Source organism: Nonomuraea sp. NPDC049725, from assembly GCF_040674795.1.
Lineage (GTDB): Bacteria > Actinomycetota > Actinomycetes > Streptosporangiales > Streptosporangiaceae > Nonomuraea > Nonomuraea ceibae.
Genome location: NZ_JBFANJ010000007.1, coordinates 32,548 through 54,033 on the forward strand (window position 1 = coordinate 32,548; position 21,486 = coordinate 54,033).

General features: G+C 70.1%; 21 protein-coding genes and 1 pseudogene. 11 read left to right on the forward strand and 11 right to left on the reverse strand.

What is annotated here, in order from left to right:
• Position 1 precedes the first annotated feature (1 nt).
• Together AB0J53_RS19465 and AB0J53_RS19470 are read right to left on the reverse strand one after the other, a co-directional pair.
• Positions 2 to 874 carry an oxidoreductase gene (locus tag AB0J53_RS19465; protein ID WP_364173894.1) on the reverse strand — a complete coding sequence of 291 codons (873 nt, stop codon included), beginning with the start codon at positions 872 to 874 and terminating at the stop codon, positions 2 to 4.
• 70 nt (positions 875 to 944) lie between these two features.
• Positions 945 to 1,697 (reverse strand): alpha/beta hydrolase, encoded by a 753-nt coding sequence (locus AB0J53_RS19470; protein ID WP_364173897.1) that lies wholly within the window; start codon positions 1,695 to 1,697, stop codon positions 945 to 947.
• Positions 1,698 to 1,792: 95 nt separating this feature from the next.
• Between AB0J53_RS19470 and AB0J53_RS19475 the strand changes: the two genes are divergently transcribed.
• On the forward strand, positions 1,793 to 2,716 hold the full coding sequence (locus AB0J53_RS19475; RefSeq protein WP_364173900.1) for a LysR family transcriptional regulator: 924 nt from the start codon (positions 1,793 to 1,795) through the stop codon (positions 2,714 to 2,716).
• 122 nt (positions 2,717 to 2,838) lie between these two features.
• Here AB0J53_RS19475 and AB0J53_RS19480 read toward each other — a convergent pair whose 3' ends face one another.
• Positions 2,839 to 3,585 (reverse strand): TetR/AcrR family transcriptional regulator, encoded by a 747-nt coding sequence (locus AB0J53_RS19480; RefSeq protein WP_364173903.1) that lies wholly within the window; start codon positions 3,583 to 3,585, stop codon positions 2,839 to 2,841.
• Positions 3,586 to 3,695: 110 nt separating this feature from the next.
• Between AB0J53_RS19480 and AB0J53_RS19485 the strand changes: the two genes are divergently transcribed.
• The 4 genes from AB0J53_RS19485 to AB0J53_RS19500 all read left to right on the forward strand — a co-directional run bounded on the left by AB0J53_RS19485 (position 3,696) and on the right by AB0J53_RS19500 (position 7,665).
• On the forward strand, positions 3,696 to 4,778 hold the full coding sequence (locus AB0J53_RS19485) for an alpha/beta hydrolase (protein ID WP_364173906.1): 1,083 nt from the start codon (positions 3,696 to 3,698) through the stop codon (positions 4,776 to 4,778).
• A 435-nt stretch (positions 4,779 to 5,213) separates the two neighbouring features.
• A complete protein-coding gene (locus AB0J53_RS19490) occupies positions 5,214 to 5,774 on the forward strand; it encodes a cysteine hydrolase (protein ID WP_364173909.1) in 561 nt (186 codons plus the stop codon).
• Between the two features lie 221 nt (positions 5,775 to 5,995).
• A complete protein-coding gene (locus tag AB0J53_RS19495) occupies positions 5,996 to 6,583 on the forward strand; it encodes an RNA polymerase sigma factor (protein WP_364173912.1) in 588 nt (195 codons plus the stop codon).
• On the forward strand, positions 6,583 to 7,665 hold the full coding sequence (locus AB0J53_RS19500) for a CU044_5270 family protein (protein ID WP_364173915.1): 1,083 nt from the start codon (positions 6,583 to 6,585) through the stop codon (positions 7,663 to 7,665). Before AB0J53_RS19495 ends, AB0J53_RS19500 begins: the two co-directional genes overlap by 1 nt.
• Positions 7,666 to 7,838: 173 nt before the next feature.
• On the opposite strand, the gene AB0J53_RS19505 is transcribed toward AB0J53_RS19500, so the two are convergent.
• The 6 genes from AB0J53_RS19505 to AB0J53_RS19530 all read right to left on the reverse strand — a co-directional run bounded on the left by AB0J53_RS19505 (position 7,839) and on the right by AB0J53_RS19530 (position 13,691).
• Positions 7,839 to 8,900 (reverse strand): hypothetical protein, encoded by a 1,062-nt coding sequence (locus tag AB0J53_RS19505; RefSeq protein WP_364173918.1) that lies wholly within the window; start codon positions 8,898 to 8,900, stop codon positions 7,839 to 7,841.
• Positions 8,901 to 8,909: 9 nt separating this feature from the next.
• Entirely contained in the window at positions 8,910 to 9,536 is a 627-nt protein-coding gene (locus AB0J53_RS19510) for a hypothetical protein (protein WP_364173921.1), read from the reverse strand.
• A gap of 58 nt (positions 9,537 to 9,594) precedes the next feature.
• A complete protein-coding gene (locus tag AB0J53_RS19515) occupies positions 9,595 to 10,281 on the reverse strand; it encodes a tetratricopeptide repeat protein (RefSeq protein ID WP_364173924.1) in 687 nt (228 codons plus the stop codon).
• A 203-nt stretch (positions 10,282 to 10,484) separates the two neighbouring features.
• Entirely contained in the window at positions 10,485 to 11,141 is a 657-nt protein-coding gene (locus AB0J53_RS19520; protein ID WP_364173926.1) for a response regulator transcription factor, read from the reverse strand.
• Complete coding sequence (locus AB0J53_RS19525) at positions 11,138 to 12,325, reverse strand: sensor histidine kinase (RefSeq protein WP_364173929.1); 1,188 nt, start codon at positions 12,323 to 12,325, stop codon at positions 11,138 to 11,140. The genes AB0J53_RS19520 and AB0J53_RS19525 overlap by 4 nt, the downstream gene beginning before the upstream one ends.
• Positions 12,326 to 12,332: 7 nt before the next feature.
• A complete protein-coding gene (locus tag AB0J53_RS19530; RefSeq protein WP_364173932.1) occupies positions 12,333 to 13,691 on the reverse strand; it encodes an alpha/beta fold hydrolase in 1,359 nt (452 codons plus the stop codon).
• Positions 13,692 to 14,019: 328 nt separating this feature from the next.
• Between AB0J53_RS19530 and AB0J53_RS19535 the strand changes: the two are divergent.
• Positions 14,020 to 14,169: pseudogene (locus AB0J53_RS19535) on the forward strand (LuxR C-terminal-related transcriptional regulator); the annotation flags it as partial.
• Between the two features lie 103 nt (positions 14,170 to 14,272).
• On the opposite strand, the gene AB0J53_RS19540 reads toward AB0J53_RS19535, so the two are convergent.
• The gene (locus AB0J53_RS19540) at positions 14,273 to 15,100 is read right to left on the reverse strand and encodes an alpha/beta hydrolase (RefSeq protein WP_364173934.1); all 828 of its coding nucleotides are present in this window, start codon (positions 15,098 to 15,100) and stop codon (positions 14,273 to 14,275) included.
• A gap of 187 nt (positions 15,101 to 15,287) precedes the next feature.
• Here AB0J53_RS19540 and AB0J53_RS19545 point away from each other — a divergent pair, with 187 nt between their 5' ends.
• The 3 genes from AB0J53_RS19545 to AB0J53_RS19555 all read left to right on the forward strand — a co-directional run bounded on the left by AB0J53_RS19545 (position 15,288) and on the right by AB0J53_RS19555 (position 17,960).
• Positions 15,288 to 16,385: a histidine kinase gene (locus AB0J53_RS19545; RefSeq protein WP_364173937.1), complete on the forward strand. Its 1,098-nt coding sequence runs from the start codon at positions 15,288 to 15,290 to the stop codon at positions 16,383 to 16,385.
• Positions 16,382 to 17,044, forward strand: a complete 663-nt coding sequence (locus AB0J53_RS19550; protein ID WP_364173940.1) for a response regulator transcription factor — start codon at positions 16,382 to 16,384, stop codon at positions 17,042 to 17,044. The genes AB0J53_RS19545 and AB0J53_RS19550 overlap by 4 nt, the downstream gene beginning before the upstream one ends.
• Before the next feature lie 124 nt (positions 17,045 to 17,168).
• Positions 17,169 to 17,960 carry a lysostaphin resistance A-like protein gene (locus AB0J53_RS19555; protein WP_364173943.1) on the forward strand — a complete coding sequence of 264 codons (792 nt, stop codon included), beginning with the start codon at positions 17,169 to 17,171 and terminating at the stop codon, positions 17,958 to 17,960.
• 52 nt (positions 17,961 to 18,012) lie between these two features.
• Here AB0J53_RS19555 and AB0J53_RS19560 read toward each other — a convergent pair whose 3' ends face one another.
• The gene (locus AB0J53_RS19560; RefSeq protein WP_364173945.1) at positions 18,013 to 19,452 is read right to left on the reverse strand and encodes an MDR family MFS transporter; all 1,440 of its coding nucleotides are present in this window, start codon (positions 19,450 to 19,452) and stop codon (positions 18,013 to 18,015) included.
• 68 nt (positions 19,453 to 19,520) lie between these two features.
• On the opposite strand from AB0J53_RS19560, the gene AB0J53_RS19565 reads away from it, so the two are divergent.
• Together AB0J53_RS19565 and AB0J53_RS19570 are read left to right on the forward strand one after the other, a co-directional pair.
• Positions 19,521 to 20,054 carry a PadR family transcriptional regulator gene (locus tag AB0J53_RS19565; protein ID WP_364173947.1) on the forward strand — a complete coding sequence of 178 codons (534 nt, stop codon included), beginning with the start codon at positions 19,521 to 19,523 and terminating at the stop codon, positions 20,052 to 20,054.
• 408 nt (positions 20,055 to 20,462) lie between these two features.
• Entirely contained in the window at positions 20,463 to 21,467 is a 1,005-nt protein-coding gene (locus tag AB0J53_RS19570) for a hypothetical protein (protein WP_364173949.1), read from the forward strand.
• The last annotated feature ends 19 nt before the right edge of the window (positions 21,468 to 21,486 follow it).

Sequence of the window (21,486 nt, forward strand, 5' to 3'; positions counted from 1 at the left end):
CTCAGGCGGTGGGCAGGGGAAACTTGACATGGGTGAGGAGTTCGGAAACCTCCCAGAGCTTCCGCGCGGTGTCATCGTTGAGGGCTTCACCGGACAGTTCTTCGAGGGCGGCGGGGCCGCGTACCCCGAACCGGCTGGGGCCGGAGAAGCTGGCGCCGGGGACGTTGCCGACGGTGGCCAGCAGGGTCGGCCGGGCCCCGCCTTCGGCGCTTTGGGCCAGGAGCCGCGTTCCCAGTGCGAGGGCGTGGTCAAGGATCCGCCGGCCGGTGGTCATGGTGAATCCGGTGGCTGCCCAGCCCGGATGCGCTGCTGTGGCCAGGATCGGTGAGCCGGCCCTGTTCAGTCGGCGCTGCAGTTCGCGGGTGAACAGCAGGTTGGCCAGCTTGGTCTGTCCGTAGGCGCCGAACGGCCGGTAGGGCCGTCGTCGCCACTGCAGGTCCTCGAAGTCGATGTGCGCGCTGCGGTAAGTGGTGGAGGACACGGTGATCACCCGCCTGGTGATCTGGCTCAGGAGCAGATTCGTCAATGCGAAGTGCCCGAGGTGGTTGACGCCGAGCTGGCTCTCGAAGCCGTCGGCGGTGTGCTGCAGGGTATGGGTCATGGAGCCGGCGTTGTTGATCAGATAGTCGATGGGGCCGTCCACGGTGCGGGCGAACTCACGTACGGAGGCCAGCGACCCGAGGTCGAGCGGGCGTGACTCGGTGAGGCCGCCAATCTCGGCGGCGGCCGCGCGCCCGCGGGTCTGGTCGCGTACGGCGAGAATGACCTGGGCGCCCTTCGCCGCCAGCGCGGCAGCGGTGGCCTTGCCGATGCCGCTGCTGCCGCCGGTGATGATGACGGTCCGGCCGGTCTGATCGGGGATGTGCATGGTCATGAGGTGACGTCGATCTTTCCGTGATCGGGTTGCGCGGTGGTCAAGATCGATGGCTTCCGGATGTGCCGCTTCACAGGCTGTCCCAGAAGTCCGACAGCATGCGGGCGGACCGGGCCGGGTCCTGCAGCATCCACCAGTGACCGAGCCCGTCGAGGTCGACGGCACGGGCGCCGGCGCGCTGGGCGGCGCGGTGGCGGAGGGCAACGCTGCCGGCAGTGAGGTCGTCGGTGGCCACGGGAACCAGACCGGGCCGGGCCGCTGCGGTTGCCAGCTCGCGCCCGCGTTCGGCCAGCAGGTTCTCGGGCACCGAGCGGTACAGCGACAGAATGGCTCTGCCCATCTCGGGGCCCTGCCCGAGCGCCACCTGGCCGGCCGCCGGCTCCGGGATGCCCCACGAGATCATGCGCGCCGTCCGTTCCGCGGCGTCTCCCGAGAACGTGTCCTCGATGTGGCGTTCCCCGTCCCCCGGCGTCTGCCAGGTCTTTGCGATCTCATGCCACGTGAAGCCGGGTTCGTACCCGCCGATGGTGTCGCTGGTCCAGCTGCGCACCAGGTCGGGACGGGCCATCGCGACCTCCAGCACGTAACCGCCGCCGAAGTCGTGACCGACCAGGTCCACCGGGGTGCCGAGCCGCGACAGTTCGTCAATGAGCCAGTCCCGGTAGTCCAGGAAGGTGGCACCGAAGTCCGCAGGAAGTGCGGCGCCGAAGCCCGGAGGTGAGAGCCGGACGACGTCCTGCCGCCGGGGCTTCGGCAGCTCGCTGATCAGAGGGGTCCAGACCGCGGAGGTCACCGGGACGCCGTGGACAAAGACAATGGTCATGCCAGGTATGACACCACCGTGCCGGCGTAGGCGTCCAAGTCCTGTATTGCACCTCGTGATGCAAGAACTGCATAACGGGGGACTAGCCTGAGGACATGCTTCCCGATCTGGACCTACGACTGGTCCGGTACTTCACGGTCGTCGCCGAGCAGCTGAACTTCGCCCGAGCGGCCGAGGAACTGCGTGTCGCCCAGCCTTCCCTGAGCCGCCAGATCCAGCGCCTGGAGAACAGTCTCGGCGTGCGTCTGCTGGAACGCACCACCCAGGGCAGCCGCCTCACCGCCGCGGGCGCGGCCTTCCTGCCCCAGGCACAGCAACTGCTGCACGGCGCCCAGCAGGCGGTCCAGACCGCCCGGGCCGCGGCGCCGGCGCGCACGATCACCATCGGGTACGCCGACGATCTCGTCATCACCCCCGCCGTGCGCGACCTGCGCCATCGCTGTCCCGACGCCCACGTCCGCACTCGTCACCTCGGCTCACAGGACGCCTCCATGCTGCTGGAGCGGCAGGTCGACGTCCTGGTCACCCGCACGCCGCTGCCCATCCCGGCCGAGGACCTGGAGGTGACGGTCCTGTACTCCGAGGCCCGGGTCCTGCTCGTGCCCACCTCGCACCGCCTCGCCGGGAAAGAGGCGGTCACGGCCGACGACATCGCCGCGGAACCACTCGTGGGCTGCACCGGGATGGGCGTCGCATGGACCACCTTCTGGCGGCTCGAACCCCGATCGGACAGCGAACCCGCCCCGGTGGGTCCTACCTTGGCCGAGACCTACGAGGACAAACTCGAGGCCATCGCCGACGGCACCGCCATCGCCATCGTCCCGGCCGGCGACCGGCGCCACACCCTGCGCCCCGGTCTGGTCACCGTTGCGCTCGACGGGATCGAACCTTGCCAGATCGTCGTAGCCACCCGGACGGCAGACACGAACCCACTCGTCACGGAGTTCGTGCGATCCGCGAAGAATCTCCTGGCCGGTCCCATCACCAGCGTTGCGGCCCCTCCCGCCCATTCTGCGTAGCGTCGTCCTGACCGATGGGAGGGCCCCGGGCGATCAGTCTTCCTCGAGCATGGCATCCAGCGCCTTTGCCGTCGTTCACCTGCGCCCGCTGCTGTCAGCAGGTCAGCGATCGTAGGGGTTCGCTAGGCACGGTCGATGAGCACCTGGACGCCGTCGAGGATGCGATCAAGGCCGAAGTCGAGTGGATCGAGCTCGGCGGAGGTGAATGCGCCGTCGGCGATCGCCTTGGTCAGGGCGGGGAAGCGATCGCTGTGGCGGTTGAGCAGCTCGCTGGTCAGGCGGCCCCATTCACGGTTGTGGTCCTCGTCGAAGTCGGCCCGTTGCTGGGCGAGGCTGCGCACCTGACCAGCGACCAGGAGGAAGACCTGGTGGCGTTGGCCGGCGGTCAGGCCGGTCGGTTCCAGGGCGGCCAGTGCGGCGTCCATCCAGGCGAGCTGGTGGGGGCCCATGATCTGCCGGCGCATGGCGGTGACGGCCAGCAGCCAGGGATGGGCCTGGTAGACCGCCCACTGGAGGTGGGCCCACGCGGAAAGCCGAGCTCGCCAGCCGGAGCCGGCGGCCGACAGGTCGGGAGGTTCGGCGAGGACGGCTTCGACCATCAGCTCGACAAGTTCGGTCTTGCCGGGCACGTAGCGGTACAGAGCCATGGCCGAGACGCCGAATTCGGTGGCGACCTTGTTCATCGAGACGGTCTCCAGCCCTTCGGCGTCGGCGAGGGTCACGGCGGCCTGGGCGATGCGCTGGGGGGTGAGGCTGGGTTTGGGGCCGCGGGCGGGTTGGTCCTGTTCGCCCCACAGCAGCGCGATGCCTGTCGGCAGGTCGCGCGCCCTTTTGTCCTTGTTCTCGCGCGGCTTGGCTGCCCTGGCCATGGTCGCTCCCCTTGGTGAGGTCGTTCGCGGACGTCGGTTGACACCCTCCCGCAACTGTATATAGCGTAAACACGCCTGTTATCACTATAAACAGTTTAAGGAAGTAACAGATGCTGGGCATCGCTATCGCCGCAACGGCCACCGCTGCCATCGCCGTACCCGTCGCCGGCCTGCTCGGCTACCGCCGGCTCAGGCGCACCGCCCACGCCGGACGGCTACGCATCACCAGCCCGCACGGCATCGAGGAATCCGGGTTCGTCCGCATCGGCGGCATCGACCAGTGGATCACCATCCGCGGCGAAGACCACCGCAATCCGGTGATCCTGGAACTCCACGGCGGCCCCGGCGCCACCAACCTGATCTTCGCCTCGCGCACCCGCGCCTGGGAGCGGCACTTCACCATCGTGCGGTGGGACATGCGCGGCGCAGGCAAGACCTTCGCTCGCGGCGGCCCCGACGGGCAGGGCGACCTGAGCCTGCAGCGACTCGAGCGCGACGCCCTGGAGGTCACCCAGCACATCCGTGCCCGGCTCGGCGTCGGCAACGTCGTGCTGCTCGGCTGCTCCTTCGGCTCCTTCGTCGGGCTGCGCCTGGCCCGCAACCACCCGGAGCTGTACTCCGCCTACGTCGGCACCGACCAGAACATCAACGCCGGCGGCCGCGACCACACCGCCTACCGCGCGCTGCTGGACCGGCTCGGCACGGCCGGCAAACGCAAGGAACTGGCCGCCGTCACCGCGATGGGCCCGGACAAGTCGGCCTGGAGCGTCGAGGACTGGTCACAGTACAACAAGCACACCGTCGGCTCCGACCCGCTCACCTTCGACACCATCAAGACCGTCGTGGTCGGCTCCCTGCTGTCCTCACCCCTGCACTCCCTGCGCGAGCTGCCCGCCTACACCAAGGCCATGAGCTTCTCCCAGCGCGTCGCGCCCGAGTCCGCGACCATCGACGAATGGGCCGAAGGCACCACGTTCGCCATCCCGTTCTTCATCTTCCAGGGCGAGCGCGACGTGATCACCCCGCCCGAGCCGGTCCGGCGGTTCTTCAACGACGTCACCGCCCCGGTCAAGGACTTCGCCCTCATCCAGGACGCGAGCCACTTCGCCTCCTTCCGCCACCCCGACCAATTCCTCGACCTGATGCTCACCAAGGTCCGGCCCCTGCTCACCAGCCAACCGATCACCCGGTGAAGCGCCACACCCTTGACCATCACCAACCCGTCGGCCCGGCCACTTGGACAACACCGTGCTACTACGACTGCAGGCTGAACAGACTCCCGCCGGGGCGGGCGGCCGAGCAGATCCACGTCCTCACCTCGACGGAGAACTTCGAGAAGCTGACCGAGGTGTGCGGGTGGAGCGAATCCGGGCACGAAGAGGGCTCGCCGCCATGCTCGCGGCGGCCCTGCTCGAACAGCCAGGGCGCGCCGACGCCCGCCGATGCGGGGACCGGCCGCGGCCTCGGTGACCGGGATCAGATCCGCCCGCTTCCTCACCCCGGACGTCAGGTCGGCGTGAAAGACGGCCCCCGTAGGCTGAACCGGCCACTTCGGATGGACGACCCCAGCGCCAACGGCACGACCGTGGGGAAGGGCCGGTGGCGCGCCGTACAGACAAGGAATCCTCATGACCACCACCGCGCTCATCGTCGGCGATCTGCAGGCGGGCATCGTGGACAACTATCCCTTCGCCGCCAAGGTGATCCCCGTTGTGGAAGAGGTTCTGCCCGCGGCCAGGGCCGCCGGGATACCGGTGATCTTCATTCGTTTCGGGCTCCGGGGCTCAGGGCTTGACGTGGCAACGGGGAACCAGTTGATCAGGGGCCTGCATGGGGCGGGGACGCTGTTCCATGAAGAGTCTCCCGAGACGCTCGTGCATTCGCGCATCGAGCCGTTGCCGGGCGAGGCCGTCGTCCTCAAGCGCAGGGCCAGCGCGTTCGCGGCGACCGACCTCGATCGCCTGCTGCGCGCCCAGCGCGTCGACTCGATCGTGTTGACCGGCGTCGCGACCGGGGCGATGATCGCCGCCACGCTCTACGACGCCTCCGACCGCGACTACCACGTGACCGTGCTCAGCGACGCCTGCGCCGACGGGGAGCCGGACGTGCACGACTTCCTGGTCAACCGCGTCTTCCCGGCCAGGGGTGCTGACGTCCTCACCGCCCGCGAGTGGACCGCTCGCCTGTGACCACCCCGCCGCGGCACCATGACACCGGCCGGCCGACCGCTCCGGCGGATGCCTGCTTCTCGGCTGAGGTGGCGGGAGCGCTCGGCCACCAGGTCCGGCGAGCCTGTATGGCAGGGTCAGGCATGCAGCCGTCCTCGGGTCACGCGATGGACCGTGAAGAGGAATCGGGAGTTCGCCGAACCAGGGGTGTTCCGAGGTAACCGCCTGAAAGGCAAGCATGCATGCCAGCTCCACCCCAAGATTCGGCGCCTCCCAGCGAGGTCACCGACGCGCAGTTGATAGAGGCGTCGTGGCGTGACCCGGATCGCTTCGGCGCGGTCTTCGATCGCTATTTCGCGGCCATCCACCGCTACGTTCACCTGCGCTTGGGCGAGTCCGCCGCGGACGACCTCACCGCGGAGACCTTCCTGCGCGCCTTTCGCAGCCGGGACCGCTTCGACCTCACCTGCTCCAGCGCGCGCCCCTGGCTGTACGGCATCGCCTCCAACCTGATCGCCGACCACCACCGTGGTGAAGCGCGCAGATACCGGGCGCTGGCCAGAAGCGCCGATGCCGCGCAGATCGCCAGTCACGACGAGCGCGTGGTGCAGCGGGTCTCTGCGGCGACCATGCAACCGCGGCTGGCCGCGGGTCTCGCCCGGCTCTCGGCCGGGGACCGGGATGTCCTGGTGCTGGTCGCCTGCGCCCAGCTCAGCTACGAGGAGGTGGCCGAGGCCCTCGGCATACCTCAGGGAACGGTGGGATCACGTCTCAACCGCGCCCGCAAGAAGCTCCGCAAGAGCATCGGTCCTGCCGGGGAGGCACTGTAATGAACGAACTCGAAGCGATCAAGGCTCACCACGACAGCCTGCCCGAACCCGCGCCCGAGGTGACCGCGCGCGCATGGGTGCGGGTGGCCGAAGAGATGGAGGCCGAACGGGCCGGCACCGCGCGGCCTGCTCGCCGCTTCCCGGGCCGCAGGCTGGTGATGAGGGCCGGCCTGGCCGCCGGCCTCGCGGCGGCGGTGACCGTTGGACTCGTCATGGTGCGTGGCGGTGAAGACTCCGCTCCGTTCGGGGCCGCTCCGGCCAGCGCCGCCGAGTTGCTCCGGAACGCGGCCACGGTCGCGGCGAAGGAGGACGTACGGCCCGGGCCGGGGCAGTATTTCTACGTCGACCAGGAGGCCGTCGCCTTCGCCAGCGGTTCCGAGGGTGACTACACCCGGCACGTGCGCCGAGAGATGTGGATGCCCGCCGAGGACCCCGCCAAGCCCGCGCTGACGCGCTCGACGTACGGGCAGATACAGGTCATCAGCGGACCAGGCCCGACGCAGGTGCAAGCGCCCGGGACCGTGGAGTACGAGCGTGCCGGGCAGTGCCGCAGGGGCTCCCTGGGCGTGCCTCCGCAGGTCGCCGATCTTCCCGCCGATCCCGATCGGCTTCTGGCGAAGATCCGCCAGGACGCGACGGCGTTCGTACGGTCCGACCAGGCCAGACGAGGTGAGACAGAGCTGGGCCAGGGCGAGATCGACATGCGGGTCGACAAGGTCGTCGCGAACCGGTTGCTCAAGCTGGCGCAGAACCCGCTCATCTCCTCCCGGACCAGGGCCACGATCTTCGGCGCGCTGTCGAAGATGCCGACCGTGACCATCGTGCCGGAGCTGACCGACACCGCTGGGCGGCCCGGGGTGGGCGTCTCGCTCAAGTTCGAGCATCCCAGCGGCTGGGAGCGTGGGGAGCTCATCTTCGAGCCGGGCACGTACCGGTTCCTCGGATCCCGGAGCTGGATCGGCCGGAAGGAGGGCGGACAGGTCGAGGAGATCCCGGGCGGCAGCATGGCGGTGATGTCGGTGAAGGTCGTCGACTCCGTACCGGAGGTTCCCAAGGACGCGGCCAAGCCGATGTTCTGCTGACCGCCCCTCCAGCGGCTCCGGACCGCCGGGTTCGACCTGCCCGGCGACCCCGCCGTGCTGGCACCTGCCTTCCGCCTCACTGGGGCAGGGCTGGCAGGAGTGGGAGCGCCTGCTGACGCGTCCTGCTCGGCAGGCGTCGCCCGATTCGGGCGGAGCGGTTCCTGATCGTCCCGTCAGCGGCGGCGTGGCGTGTAGGGCGCCAGAGCGGCGGTGTCCACGTCCGCGTCGGGCCAGCGGCGGCGCAGGGCCTCCGCCAGGTGCAGGCACAGGGCCGTCAGGTACGGCAGATGCTCCCGGGCAGCGGAAGCAGCGGCCTCCAAGGAGGTGACGAGCTGGGCCCGGCTGTCGTCACCGGCCGGACGCTCGTCCAGCCGGTGACGGCGCGACAGGCGGGCGAGCGCGAACGCCACGCACGCCGCCGCCAAGGCCGTCCCATAGAGCCGATCGTCCTCGGCCTGCGGCACCCCGGCCGCCAGGGCACGCCGGTAGACGTCCCCCACCTGCGGCGGCGTCGCGGAGCCGCCGACCCACATCCAGGCAGGACCGGGGACATACAGGCAGACGGCATCGTGCAGGGCATGGGTGAAGCCGGCGAACTCGAAGTCGATCAAGCGCGCGTCGGCCGGCCCGTCCGTACGGACCAGGACGTTGTTGGTCTCCGGATCGCCGTTGCTGAGTGCCAGGAACGGCCCCGGATCGGCCAGCACGTCCAGCGCGCGAGCCAGTTCGCGCTCCACGGCCCCGGTGAGAGGCACGCCCAGCGCCTCGGCCTGGGAGGAACTCTCCCTGCGCAGCCGGGTGACGTGCCCGAGCCGGTCGGCCTCGGGATCGACCGGCCCCAGGAGGCGCCGCCTCCGGTAGTACAGCTCGGCGTGTCCGGCGGTGACCGCGCCCAGCTCGCCACGGGCGCGGGCGAATGCCTCCAGGCGCGGGGCATGTGTGACGACGCCATCTCGCCGCAGGAGTCCGTCCAGCGCGACGCGCGGCGCCAGATCCTGAAGGATGACACGCTCGGCGCGAAGATCCTCCGCCAGGACGCGTGGCGCCAGGTCAACACGGAGATCGTCTGCCAGAAACCGCAGCGCGGCCACCTCTGTGCGCAGCCGCCAGGCGTCGGTGTGCCTGCCGTCGACATGAGGACCAGCCCACTTGACGATCACGGACTCGCCGCGGTCGGTGCGGGCACGAGCGACTCGCCACGGCTCCAGCCTGGTCCACTCCACCAAGTTGAGCACCGGGACAGCCTAGGCCCGTCGCCGTACGCGCAGGAAGTGGGCAATGACGAGGCCGCCAGCCACCGCGGCCGCCGTCCACACGATCCACTGCCCGATGCTCGTGAGCACATCGTTCCTGCCCGGTGGCAGCACGGCCATCTGGACGGCCGCGCCGACCGGCACGGTCAGCCGGGCGAGCATGCCGATCACTCCCGGGTGCCCGGCGCAGGCTCCGACGGCGCCGAGCACCGGACCGAACAAGGCGCTCGCCACCCACCAGTAGACCGTGTCGTAGGCGTAGGAGCCGGATGAGACGTCGTGGACGATCGTGTCGGTGATGTAGTAGGCAGCGGTGGCGGCGAGCAGGGCCACCACACCGGCGACGGCGCCTCGCGCCAGGCGGCGGCCCGTGGGAGCGCCCCCACGAGTGGCCCGCCATCCCGCCAGCACCCCCAGTCCCGCCCACGCCCAGCCGGCGTCCAGCAGGAGGCTGACGATCTCCATGATCGACCACCCTCGGGTGGTGGCCTCGGCGCTTTCCAGATCCAGGGTCAGCGTGGCCGCGGCGTTGGCCAGCGAGGTGGCGGCACCGAATACCGCGCCGACGGCCAAGGCGCTCAGCAGGGCGATGAAGCTGGGCCGCGGGACGGTGGTCATGGGCGGCTTTCTACCAGATTTGGTGCCTCAGGACCCGATCAAGGCGAGGGCGAGGACCCTACGTGTCCTCCGCCTGGTCTCGTTCCGATCGGTTACCGGGGGTCTGAAGCTGCGCTCTCGCCTCAACGATCTGGCGCACGATGCGCTCGGCACCGCAGCCCTCCGCGATCGCGTAGGCCTCCTCTGCCAGGGCCAGCGCGTCGTCACTGCGCCCCTGCGCCGCAGCGATGTAAATCAGGCCGACCTGATTGGCCGCGACTCCTGCCCACAGCTCAATCCGCCGGCGCAGCCGTACCGACTCCTCCAGCTTCTCCCGTGCACTGTCCAACCGGCCCGCAGAATGATCTGCGATGCCCAGGTGACGAAGCACCTCGGATTGAATTCCCAGGTCGTCGGCTTTCAGCGCCAGCTCAAGAGACTGTTCGAACAGAGGGATCGCGGAATCAGCATCGCCACGAATGACCTGGTGGACGCATCCCATCCAGAACAGCGCCTCAGCTTCTCCGGCCACATCGCCGAGCCTCCGATAGAGGTGTGCCGCACGCTCCACCAAGGCCAGTTCGTGGGAATCCTCGCGACGTTCCTCGAGGAACCGCGCATGCAAGATCCGACCTCGAGCCAGCGCGAGATCGGCCTCGACCTTGTCCAGCTCCCGCTCTGCCTCAGACAGCACGCCCTGGTCGCCAGCGTAGACAGCCCGCTCATAGGCCAGCCTGGCCTGCTCGATACGGTCCTCTGCGTGCATCCCGCGTTACCCCGTCCCCATCCTCGGTGACGCTCGAGCTTCGATGTCACCAGCATAGGGATTCATGGCAGAGCGCCCCAGCGATGTCGATGGGTCGCCGACAGGTCTTCCGCCCCGCTGCACGCCTCTTGAACGCCTGCGCCGCGATCCCCATCGGGCTGACGCTCGGGCTTCCAGAACGGCCGTACCTACGGCCTGCGCGCTCAGGGAAGGTCGGCCCAGGTGACGAGGCCATGCCGGTGGGCGTAGATGGCCGCCTGCACACGAGTCCGCACCCCCAGCTTGGCCAGGATCCGCTCGATGTGGACCTTGACCGTACCGGGCGAGATCACCAGCGCCTGGGCGATCTCGGCGTTGCTGTAGCCTGCGGCGAGATGGCGCAACACGTCGGTCTCGCGTGGCGTCAGGGTGGCCGGTTCGGTGGACGGACGTGGTGAGGTCGCCATGAAGCGGCTCAGCAGACGGGGGGTCACCCGAGGGTCCACCAGTCCCTGCCCGTTGTGGGCGACTCGCACCGCGTCCAGGATCAGGCCGGGGTCGCTCTCCTTCAGCAGGAACCCGACCGCCCCGGCCTGCAACGCGCCGAACAGATAGTCGTCGAGGTCGAAGGTGGTCAGTGCCACCACGGCCGGCGCAGGGTCGAGAGCCAGCAGGCCGCGGATCGCGGCAAGTCCGTCCATGCGCGGCATGCGGATGTCGGTGAGCACAACGTCCGGCCGGTGCCGCCGGGCCATCTCGACCAGCTCGAACCCGTCGGACGCCAGCGCCACGACCTCCAGGTCCGGCTCGGACGACAGGAGCAGACGCAGACCCTCCCGGGTCGGCGCCTGGTCGTCGGCGACTATCAGACGGATGCTCACGAAGTGGCCTCCTGTGTGTCACGGCCGGCTGCGGATCGCGGCTTGCGGCGGCTCGCGGTCGGGGCAGGACTCGCTCCTGTCGCGGTGGGCGTCCGGCCGGCGGAATCATCGACGGGCAGGCGGGCGGTGACCTGCCAACCGCGAGACGTACGCGGCCCCGCGGTGAGCGTGCCTCCGAGCAGTTCCGCTCGCTCCCGCATCCCGCGTAGCCCATCCCCGTCGGGCCTGGCCGGATCGCTGGGTGTCGCCTGCCCGTCATCCTGCACGACGATCGTCAGGTCGTGGCCGCTGCGTTCGATCCGCACCGTGGCCTGCGCGCTCCCGGAGTGCCGCATCACGTTGGTCAGCGACTCCTGAACGATCCGGTAGGCCGCATGCCGTACCCGCAGGGCAGCCTCCTCCAGCAGGGCGCCGCCGCGCAGCCGCACCCGAAGCCCCTGCTGCGACAGGCGAGCGGCCAGCGAGCCGAGGTCGGTGTCGCCGTCGTCGTCGCGGAGCAGGCCGAGCAGCCGCCGAGTGTCGCCGAGCGCGGTGGCGGAAATCTCCGCGATCGTCTTCAGCGCCTGGTCGGCGTCGGCGGGTGTGCCCCTCCGCGCCCCCACTGCCTGCAGCCGGATCGCGCTGAGATGGTGGCCCACCACGTCGTGCACGTCCCGGGCGATCCGGGTGCGCTCCTGGGCCCGCTCGACCAGGACGAGTTGCTGGGTCCTGCTCTGGTTCAGCCGCAGCACGTGGCCGAGCAGGACCGGGGCGAGGCCGGCGAACACCGACATTGCCAGCCGGGACAGACTCGACGGGTCCGACGGGGCATCGCCTGTCAACAGACCGGCTGTGACCAGCCAGCAGGCCGCGAGGACCGCGGTCAACCACCGTGCCCGGTCGCGGTGGTAGGCCGCCGAGGCGAACGCCACGACCGTCACCCAGGTCGCGACGGAAGGGTGGCCGAGAATGATCGCGAGCAGGACGGCGGTGCCCGAGGCGAGCGCCGCGGTCAGTGGCAGACGGCGGCGCACGGTCAATGGCGCGCACACCGCGCAGGCCAGCACCGCCCAGACCGGCGTGAACCCGTTCGGGTTCGTCGTGCCGGACCCCAGCAGCGGAACTCCCAAGGTCACCAGCGCCAGGGCCACCGCCAGCCCGCCGTCGCCGACGAGCACGGGCACCGCCTTCCAAGCCTTGATCATGCCCGGCTCACCCCCGCGGGAACTTCGCCACCAGGTCGCCCGGGCACCGCGCTCCGGGTGGGGGCAGGCTACCCGCCGTCAGGTAGTCATGGACGTACGTGCGCAGACAGGTCCTGCCCAGCCCTCCGGCGCTCTGCATGAGGTAGGCGGCGTGCCCGTCGCCGTGCCTGACCACACGCGCCCCCGGGAGTTGGGAGGCGAAGTGCTCTGCGGCGAGGTTGGGAGTGTTGTCGTCGGTGTCACCGATGGCGACCAGTACCGGTGGCACACCCTGGGCGCGCAGCGGGTGCGGCGGGTTGGCCGGCTTCTTGCCCATGCCGAGACACCGGCCGATCTGGTAGCGGCCCTGGATCCAGCCGATCCGCGGCGCGGCCTTGCGCAGCCGCGACTCCAGGGCGCGGAAGGCCCCATAGCTGGGCAGGTCGGGCATGTAGTCGTGGCACAGCATCGTGTTGTGGGGATTCGCGGGGACCTCGGGAGGCAGGGGCCAGATCTTCGACAGCTCCGTGGCGTCGCCGTCGGCGGCCCTGCGCAGCGCCGCCGCCAGGGCGGGCCAGCGCGGCGGGGCCAGTCCTTCGCGTACGGCGACGAGGAACTCCTGCTCGTTCATCGTGGCCTTGCCGGCGGGCAGGGGACCTTTCCGGACACGGGCCAGCAGATCGTCGAACACCTTGATCGCGTCATCGCCGCCCAGCGCGCATCCATCCTCGCACCAGTCACGGAAGCGACCCAGCTGCTTCTCCTCGGTGACCGCGTTGTCCATCAGCCAGCGTTCCAGCAACGGCTGGGTGTGGTCGGCGACGCTGTCCAGCACCATCCTGCCGACCTTGGCCGGGAACAGCTCCATATAGGCCTGCCCGTAGGAGGTGCCGTAGGAGTTGCCCAAGTAGCGCAGTTTCGGCTCGCCGAGCGCGACCCGCAGGGCCTCGAGATCGTGGGCCACCTGCCAGGAGGTCATGCCCGCGTAGGCGGCGCCCATGGCCTTGCGGCAGGAGGCGTCGTAGGCCGCGTTGGCCTTGGCCTGCGCGTGCCAGCCCTTCTCGCCGGGCCGCAGGATCAGCCCGGCGCTGCCGGCCTGCGGTGTATCGCACGTCACCATCGACGTGCTGCCCTTGTCGCCCATCCCCCGGGGGTCGATGAGGACCACGTCGAACCAGGTGGTCAGCTCCGACACCACGGCGGGCATCCCGCGTACGGGCTGGATGGTCGCGCCACCACCGGTGTTGACCACCAGCGAGCCGAGCTTGTGCGCGGGGTCGCGCGCAGGCAGCTTGGCAAGGTCGACCTGAGTTTTCGGGCCGCCAGGCTGTTTCCAGTCGATCGGCACCGGCAGTTTGGCGCAGTCCATGCCATCCCCGCACTTCACCCACGTCAGGGTCCCGGCATTCAGGGCCTGGGCCGCTTGGGGTATGACTGCCATCGTCGTCCCAAGAGCGAGAGCGGCGAGCGTTGTCCTGAACTTCTTCACGAGGCCAACCTCGCACCGCAGATCCCGCGGGGCATCTGCCGTCCGGCATATCCTCTCAACACCAGCACGGCCCTGGCCGGCGGAACCGAGGGGGTTGTCCCGTACGGCTGAAACTCATGACCGCTTCGGTGCTGACGGCCTCCCCGGCGCAGGCCGCGGCTTCGCCGTCACGGTGCGCCTGACGGGAGCCGCCTCGTGACGATCCGCGTCGTGGTCGCCGCCGACCGAGATGGCCGCGGCCATGGTGGTCAGCGAGCACACGGTGAAGACCCACGTCAGCAACGTGCTGTCCAAGCTCGGCCTGCGCGACCGGATCCAGGCGGTCATCTGCGCCTACGAATCCGGCCTCGTCCAGCCAGGCCGCTGGCGCCGTTGAGGGCATGCCCGTCAGCCAGGGCCGGCAGATGATCAACCCGTGGCCATCCGGCCTTCGCGGGGCGGCCCGCCGAAGGGCCGCACCGGGCGAGTCAGCCTGGGCATCAGGCAGTACGGGTGGTCGGCGGCCTCGTCGTCGTGAAGCTCAGCAGCAGTTCACCGACCGTCTCGGGCGCTTCCAGCATGGGCAGGTGCCCGACGCCTGGCAGCAGCTCGACCCGGGCGCCCGGCACCGCGTCGTACCGGTGCGCCGACGACGGCTCCCAGCGGGGGTCGGCGGCGCCGAAGATCACCTGTACGGGGACGTCGAGGGCGGCCAGCCGCTCGGGCACGCTCCGTTCGGCGATGTAGGCGGTGTTCTGGCGCAGTACGGTCCGCATCACGCGGTAGGTGATGCCCCGTACGTCGGCGACCACGTCGTCCGGGAGGTCCACCGGGCGGACGGCCGTCGCGCCGATCCCCTTGCGGATCATCGCGTCCGAACGCCTCGGCCAGATGAGCGGGCCGAACGGCGGGGCCAGCAGCACCCGGAGAATGAACGGCTGCCGGAGGAGCGCATCCGGGCTCGGGCCGCTGCTGATCAGCGAAAGCGAACCGACGAGGTCGGGACGCTGCTCGGCGAGCGCGGTGGCGACGTAGCCGCCGCTGGAGTGCCCGGCCACGGCGACGTGACGGAGCCCAAGGCGGTCCAGCAGCGCCGCCACCTGACCCGCCTGCGCGGGCACGTCATACGACGGCGCGGGCGGGGACTGGCCGCAACCCGGCAGGTCGACCCGGATGACGTGATGGTGGCCGGCCAGCGCCGGGACCACCGGACCCCAGAAACCGCCCGAGGCCCCCGACCCGTGGATGAGCAGCAACGGCGGCGCCTGCCGCGGGCCGTCATGGACCACGTGCATGCCGGGCGGGTGGTCAGTGTCGTATTCACTCATGGGGAGACTGTGCACGGGCGGCCGGCCGCCAGGATTGGACAAATGTTCCCGCGGAGCCGAAAAGGCCGGGCGGCCGTCACCATCACCACCGGCTGGGTGAGCAGGGCCCGCGCGATCGCACGCTCGCTATCCTGTGGCACGTCGAACCAGGACCACGAACCATCGGGAGGCGACGACCTTGGCCGTGGTGGCACACGTGGTCATGGCCCTCCTGTCCGTGCTCACCTTGGTGGCCGTCCGGTTGCTCGGCGCGGACCTCTGGCAGCTCCTGGTCCTGGCAGTCGCCGCCGTACTCCTTCACGCGGGCGCGCTGACAGCCGCCAGGCGGCCGTGGACCGGGTACGCGCTCGCCGCGCTCGGCATGCTCGTCCTGGCCGCGACGCCTTCCCTGAGCTGGTCACCCGTCATGCTGCCCTCGGCCGTGTGCTTCCCGCTCATGTTGTGGCTGCTGACCGCCCGGGTCCCGTTCAGGTCCTCGGCGGCCGCGCTGGCCGTCGCCGTGCTCGGAATCGTCCTCACCGAGCTGGTGGCGTGGGCCCGGCTGCCCGCTGACCTCCCGGCCCGTCTGGGCGAGGGCGGGCTGCTGATGCTCGTGGTCGGCGGCGTGTGGCTCGCGGCCCTGCTGGTACGCCGCAGGCACGAGGCCGGCCGCAGAGCCGAGAGCGAACGGCTGGCCGCGGCCGTCGCCGACGAACGGGCCGGCATCCGCCGCGACCTGCACGACGTGATCGCCCACACGGTCACCATCATGGTCGCGCGGATCGAGGCCGCGGCGGTGACGACGGCGGATCCGGCGACCCGCCGCGAACTCGGCGACATCGCCGAGACCGGCAGGGACGCCCACCAGGGTCTGCGAGCGATGCTGGCCACCCTGGGCCCGCGCGCCGATGCCCGGCCGATCTCGCTCGACGCCCTCCCCGACCTGGTGGCCTCGGCGGCCAGCCCGCTCCACGCGGTGACGTTCGACGAGGTGGGCGCGCGGCGGCCGTTGAGCCTGAGCGCCGAGGTCGCGGTGGTCCGTACCGTCCAAGAAGGCATCACCAACGCGCTGCGCCACCTCGTACCACCGGTGGAGGTGACCGTTCGCCTGCACTGGACCCCGGCCGAAGTGGCGGTGGAGGTGCGCGACGACGGCGGCACGGCGCTTCGCGGCGCCGGCGGCCAGGGGGCCGGCCTGATGGGGATCGAGGAACGCGTGCGTACCGCGGGCGGCACCCTGTCGATCGACGACGGGGACGACGGATGGGTCCTGCGTGCGCGGCTCCCCACGAAGAAGGCGGCATGAACGCGATCCGTGTCATGCTCGTCGACGATCAGGAGTTGCTGCGGGCCTCCCTCCGCACGGTGCTGTCGGCCGACGAGCGCATCGAGGTCACCCACGACGTCGCGAACGGCGGCGACGCCGTCGAGGTCGTCCGGCGGCACCGCCTCGACGTGGTCCTCATGGACATCCGCATGCCGCGCATGGACGGGGTCGCCGCCACGAAGGAGATCGTCAGGATCGCGCCGGCGACCCGGGTGCTCATGCTGACGACGTTCGATGACGACGAGCTGGTCGTGGCCGCCGTCCGGGCCGGCGCGAGCGGCTACCTGACCAAGGACGTCCGGCCCGCCGCCCTGGCCCAGGCCGTGTGCGACGTCGCCTCCGGCACGTCGGCGCTGGCTCCGGGAGTGGCCGCGACGATCCTCGATCTCGTACGGCACGTGCCGGTACGGCGGACGGCGGCGCTGGACGGTCTCACTCCACGCGAGGTCGAGATCTTCGGCCTGCTCGCCCGCGGCAGATCCAACGGCGAGATCTGCGCGGAGCTGACGCTGAGCGAGAACACGGTGAAGTCCCACGTCCGGGCCGTCCTGCAGAAGCTGGGCCTGCGCGACCGCGTGCACGCGGTGATCCACGCGTACGAGAACGGGCTCGTGGGCCGCAACGATCTGCCCGGCTGAGACCCCATCCCGCCGGGTGGTGCCGCCTCACCCCGCGGGGTGATGTCCGCAGGTGACACCCCGGCCTAGGTTCGGTACCGCGTACAAGATCACCGCACGCTCGCCCGCACGAAACGAGATCATCATGACCGCGTCCCCCACGCGCTCCCGTTCTGCCGGATCGACGATTTCCGATGTCACATGGTTCTTCGCGATCGCCGTCCTGCTGTGTTTCGCACTGTCCGTCCCGATGGTCTTCCGGCTCGTCCCGGCGGACGTCAACAACCTGATCACTCCGATCCTGCAACTGACCCCGCTGCTCGCAGCGATCATCATGTGGCTCGCCCGGCGACCCGGAACGTTCCGGGAGACGTTCGCCACCAGATGGCGCGGCACACCCAAGTGGGCCGGCATCGGAATCCTCCTCATCGCCGCGATCGCCGCGATGCAGACCGCCATCGCACTGGCATCGGGGATCTGGCAGCTCAACCCGCTTGACCAGATCCTCGCGGCGACCATGTGGGTCGTCCCGGTCTTCCTCATGCAGTCGGTCTTCGCCATCGGCGAGGAGTTCGGCTGGCGCGGCTGGCTGGCGACCCGCGCCGCGTCATGGGGATTCTGGCCGCTGGCCCTTGTCAGCGGTCTGGTCTGGATCGTCTGGCACCTGCCGGTCCTCGCCGTCATCGGCGATCGGCCGACCTGGGACATCGTCATCTACTTCGCGGGCATGCTGCCGTGGGCGCCGCTGTTGCTCGCGCTGCGCCGGCGGTCGGGGAGCGTCTGGCCCGCGGTCCTGACGCACGGCGCGATCAACAGCGTCCGGGTGTACGTGCTGCAGTCCGTTCCCAGCGCAACGGATCACCTGCTCATCGAAGTGATCGGCTGGGCGCTCACTCTCGCGGCTGCCGCATGGCTGATGCGCCCGAGCGCCGCATGACGGCGTCACCGACGCTGGGGCTGCCGGGCGTACGAAGACTCGTGCCCGCGGTTCACGCCTGTGCGGCCAGCGCTGTGCCTTCCCGGCCTGGCGCGGTCGTCCGTACGAGTCTGCCGCCGCGCAGGGCGAGGATGGCGGCGAGCGCGACGAGCGCGCCGGTGACGCCCAGCAGGGGAATGACGACGGCGGCCGCCTCGGCGTGGGCGGCGGCCTGGCCGTGTGAGGGTGCCGCCTGGCCGATCACGGAGCTGTAGGCGGTGCCGCCGACGGCGAGCGCGACCGAGCCGCCGATCTGCCGGAAGAAGGTCAGGTTGGCTGCGGCCATGCCGATGTGCTGGGGCGGCACGGCCTGCTGGGCCGCCACGGTGAGCCCGGACAGCATCGGTCCCATGCCGAGCCCGATCAGTGCCATCCATCCGGCCAGGAGCCAGCCTGAGGTGGCGGTCGTCAGGTTCGCGCACAGCCAGGCCCCGGCGACCAGCAGGAACGGGGCCACGGCCAGCCACGGCTTGAGCAGGTTGGTCCGGCTCATCAGCGCGCCCGTGAGGACGCTGCCGAGGACCATGGCCATGGTGAGCGGGTAGATGCGCATCCCGGACTCGGTCGCGCTGACCGCGAGGGCCTCCTGGAAGTAGCGGGGCAGGAACACCACCCCGGCGTACATGCAGAACGCGGTGCAGAACGAGATGATCATCACGAGCGTGTAGTTGCGGTTGGCGAACAGATGCAGGGGCATGATCGGATGCTCGGTTCGGCGTTCCACGAGCACGAACACCACCAGCAGCACCAGTGCGGCCATGATCGGCAGCGCGACGGGCGCGCTCGTCCAGGTGTTGCCGCCGTCGCCCTTCTGGGTGAGTCCGACGAGCAGGGCGCTCACGGCGACGGTGAAGACGGCGATGCCGAGGTAGTCGGGGCGTCCGCCGCCGGTGCCGGGCAGCCGGGGGAGCCGCAGGACGACGATCGCCATCAGCGCGAGGCCGAGCGGCACGTTCACCAGAAAGGCCCAGCGCCAGCTCGCCTGGTCGGTGAAGATCCCGCCGATGAACGGGCCGGCGAGGAAGCTCAGCGCCATCACCCCGCCGAGCGCGCCCTGCACCCGGGCGCTGCGGTCCGGCGGGAACAGGTCGAGCACCAGCGCCATGGAAAGTGGCATCAGCGCGCCCGCGCCGAGGCCCTGGAGCGCCCGGAAGGCGATGAGCTGCGGCATGTCCTGCGCCACGCCGCACAGCACGGACCCGGCGATGAACAAGGCCATGCCGACGAGCAGCAGGGGCTTTCTGCCGTGCTGGTCGGAGAGTCTGCCGTACAGCGGCACGGTCACGGTGGCGGTCAGCAGATAGGAGGTGACCACCCAGGTGTAGAGGGCGGTGCCGCCCAGTTCGGCGGTGATGCGTGGTAGCGCGGTGCCCACGATCGTCTGGTCGAGCATGGCCAGGAACATGCCGCCGACGACGGCGAGCAGGAGCAGTCCGTTGCCACGCGTTCTCATGTCAGGATTCACACGTGCACACTCACATGTAAGTCATGACATGTCAATCGACGTATATGCTGACGGGCATGTCCCTACGGATCGCCCTGCTCGGGCTGCTCGACGCGAAAGGCCCGGCGAGCGGCTATGACTTGACCAAGGCGTTCGACAAGTCGCTCATCCACGTCTGGCAGGCCGGTCACACCCAGATCTATCCGGAGCTGGTGAAGATGGCCGACGACGGCCTGGTGAAGGTCGAGTCGGAGGGCGCGCGCGGCCGCAAGATCTACGCGATCACGCCCGAGGGGACGGCGCGGCTGCACGACTGGATGGTCGGGCACGCCCCGTCCACGGTGGTCCGTAGCGAGGCGGCGCTGAAGGCGTTCCTGCTCACAGCACTCGACCCCGACGAGGCGATCGCGGTGGTCACCCGGATCAAGGCCGACGCGCAGGCGCGGTTCAGCGGGCTGGAGTGCCTGGGGGCTCCCGACTCGGAGGAGTTCACCGGACGTTTCGCCCTGGATCTCGGGCTCCGGCAGGCGCAGACGATGATCGACTGGGCCGACGCGACGCTGGCGGCGCTCGAGAGAAAAGCAGCGTCAAGCGCCCCCCGAAGCGCGTAGCCCAGCAGGCGGTGGTGCGTCCGGCACCGCCGCTGGACCTGCACCCACGGGCTCGAAGCGGTGTTCTGGGATCAGGCTCGGAGCCGGACGATCAGGGCTGCCAGGGGGAGGGGCGATGGCCTCCCTGCCAGGTCCGATCATCATGGCCCTGATCGAGCCGCTGGGCCCCGCCTGCCGAAGTGCGAGCGGCGCCACGCCCTTCGGCCTCGCCTACCTGCGGCGCGCCCGCGACCGGTTCGTCGGGCAGGTGTCGGCTCCGGCGGCCTGGTCACACCGCTGCCCGGGGCATGGCCGCGGTTTCGAAGACATATCCGGTGCGGACCGAATACGGTGACCCATTGACGATCGCCCCGCTCGCAAGCCTCCCGGAGACTTCTCATGCGTACCGCAGCGGCAATCCTCTCCTTCGTGCTCGCCATCACCATCCTGCCCGCCCAGCCGGCCACCGCTGCGGTGTCCGCCTCGCCCCTGCCGGGCGGCAGGACCACCTTCGTCGTCTCCCAGGGACATCTGAAGGCCGCCTCCCAGCAGAACTGGGTACGCCTGGGCAACTATCGCTTCGCCGCGAACGGCACGGTGAAGGCCGCCATGTACCTGTGGTGGCAGCGGCATCCCAAGGCCAGGCAGCGCACCGGCACCGTCCCCGATCCGAGCTGCACCACCAAGAAGGGCGGTGTCGCATCACGGCCCCGCGGCTGCGAGGTGCTCACCGCCGGGGGGTTCACCGGCGCCCCCGCGGAGAGCCGTACCGGGACGTACACCGTGGCGGGCGGCGTGCTCACCATCCGGTGGAAGATCGCCCAGACCTGGACGGAGCAGTGGTACGTACGGTCCTCACCTGATGGCAAGCTGGCCCGTCTGGACCTCAAGCGGAGCACGCTGGCGACGCACGGGTACGGCTACGGCAGCAACGCCGCGTTCAGCACCCGGCGCGCGATGAGTTCGGTCAAGGCGTTCCCCCGCTCGCTCAGGCAGGACCTGACGAGCTGGGCGGGCGGCAAGCTTGTCGCCTCCGGCAATCAGCCGTTCGGCCACTCCGCCTTCCGCGCCTGCGCCTCGACCACCTCGTGCCTGACCTACCTGCAGCCGTCCTCGCGTGGCGCGTGCCAGAAGTCGGGCGGCTGCCCCAAGTACGGCGGCGGAACCCGCTCCAACATCAGCTCCATCCAGTACTACCTCACGACGATCTCCAAGTCCGACCGCCGCGACACGCTGTGGCACTGGTGCACCTGTCTGGCGATGGAGCGCGGTGAGTTCTGCTACACCGGCAACTCCCACGTCAAACCGCTCATGCAGATCATCGACGACACGGGAGCCTTCCGCGGCTGGGTCGGCGCGGAAGCTTCCTTCTCGACCGGCGGCTCCCGGGCGGCGGACATGCTGGCGGTGCTGCGCATCTCCGACTTCCGCTGACAGCGGTGGAGTCGGCGTC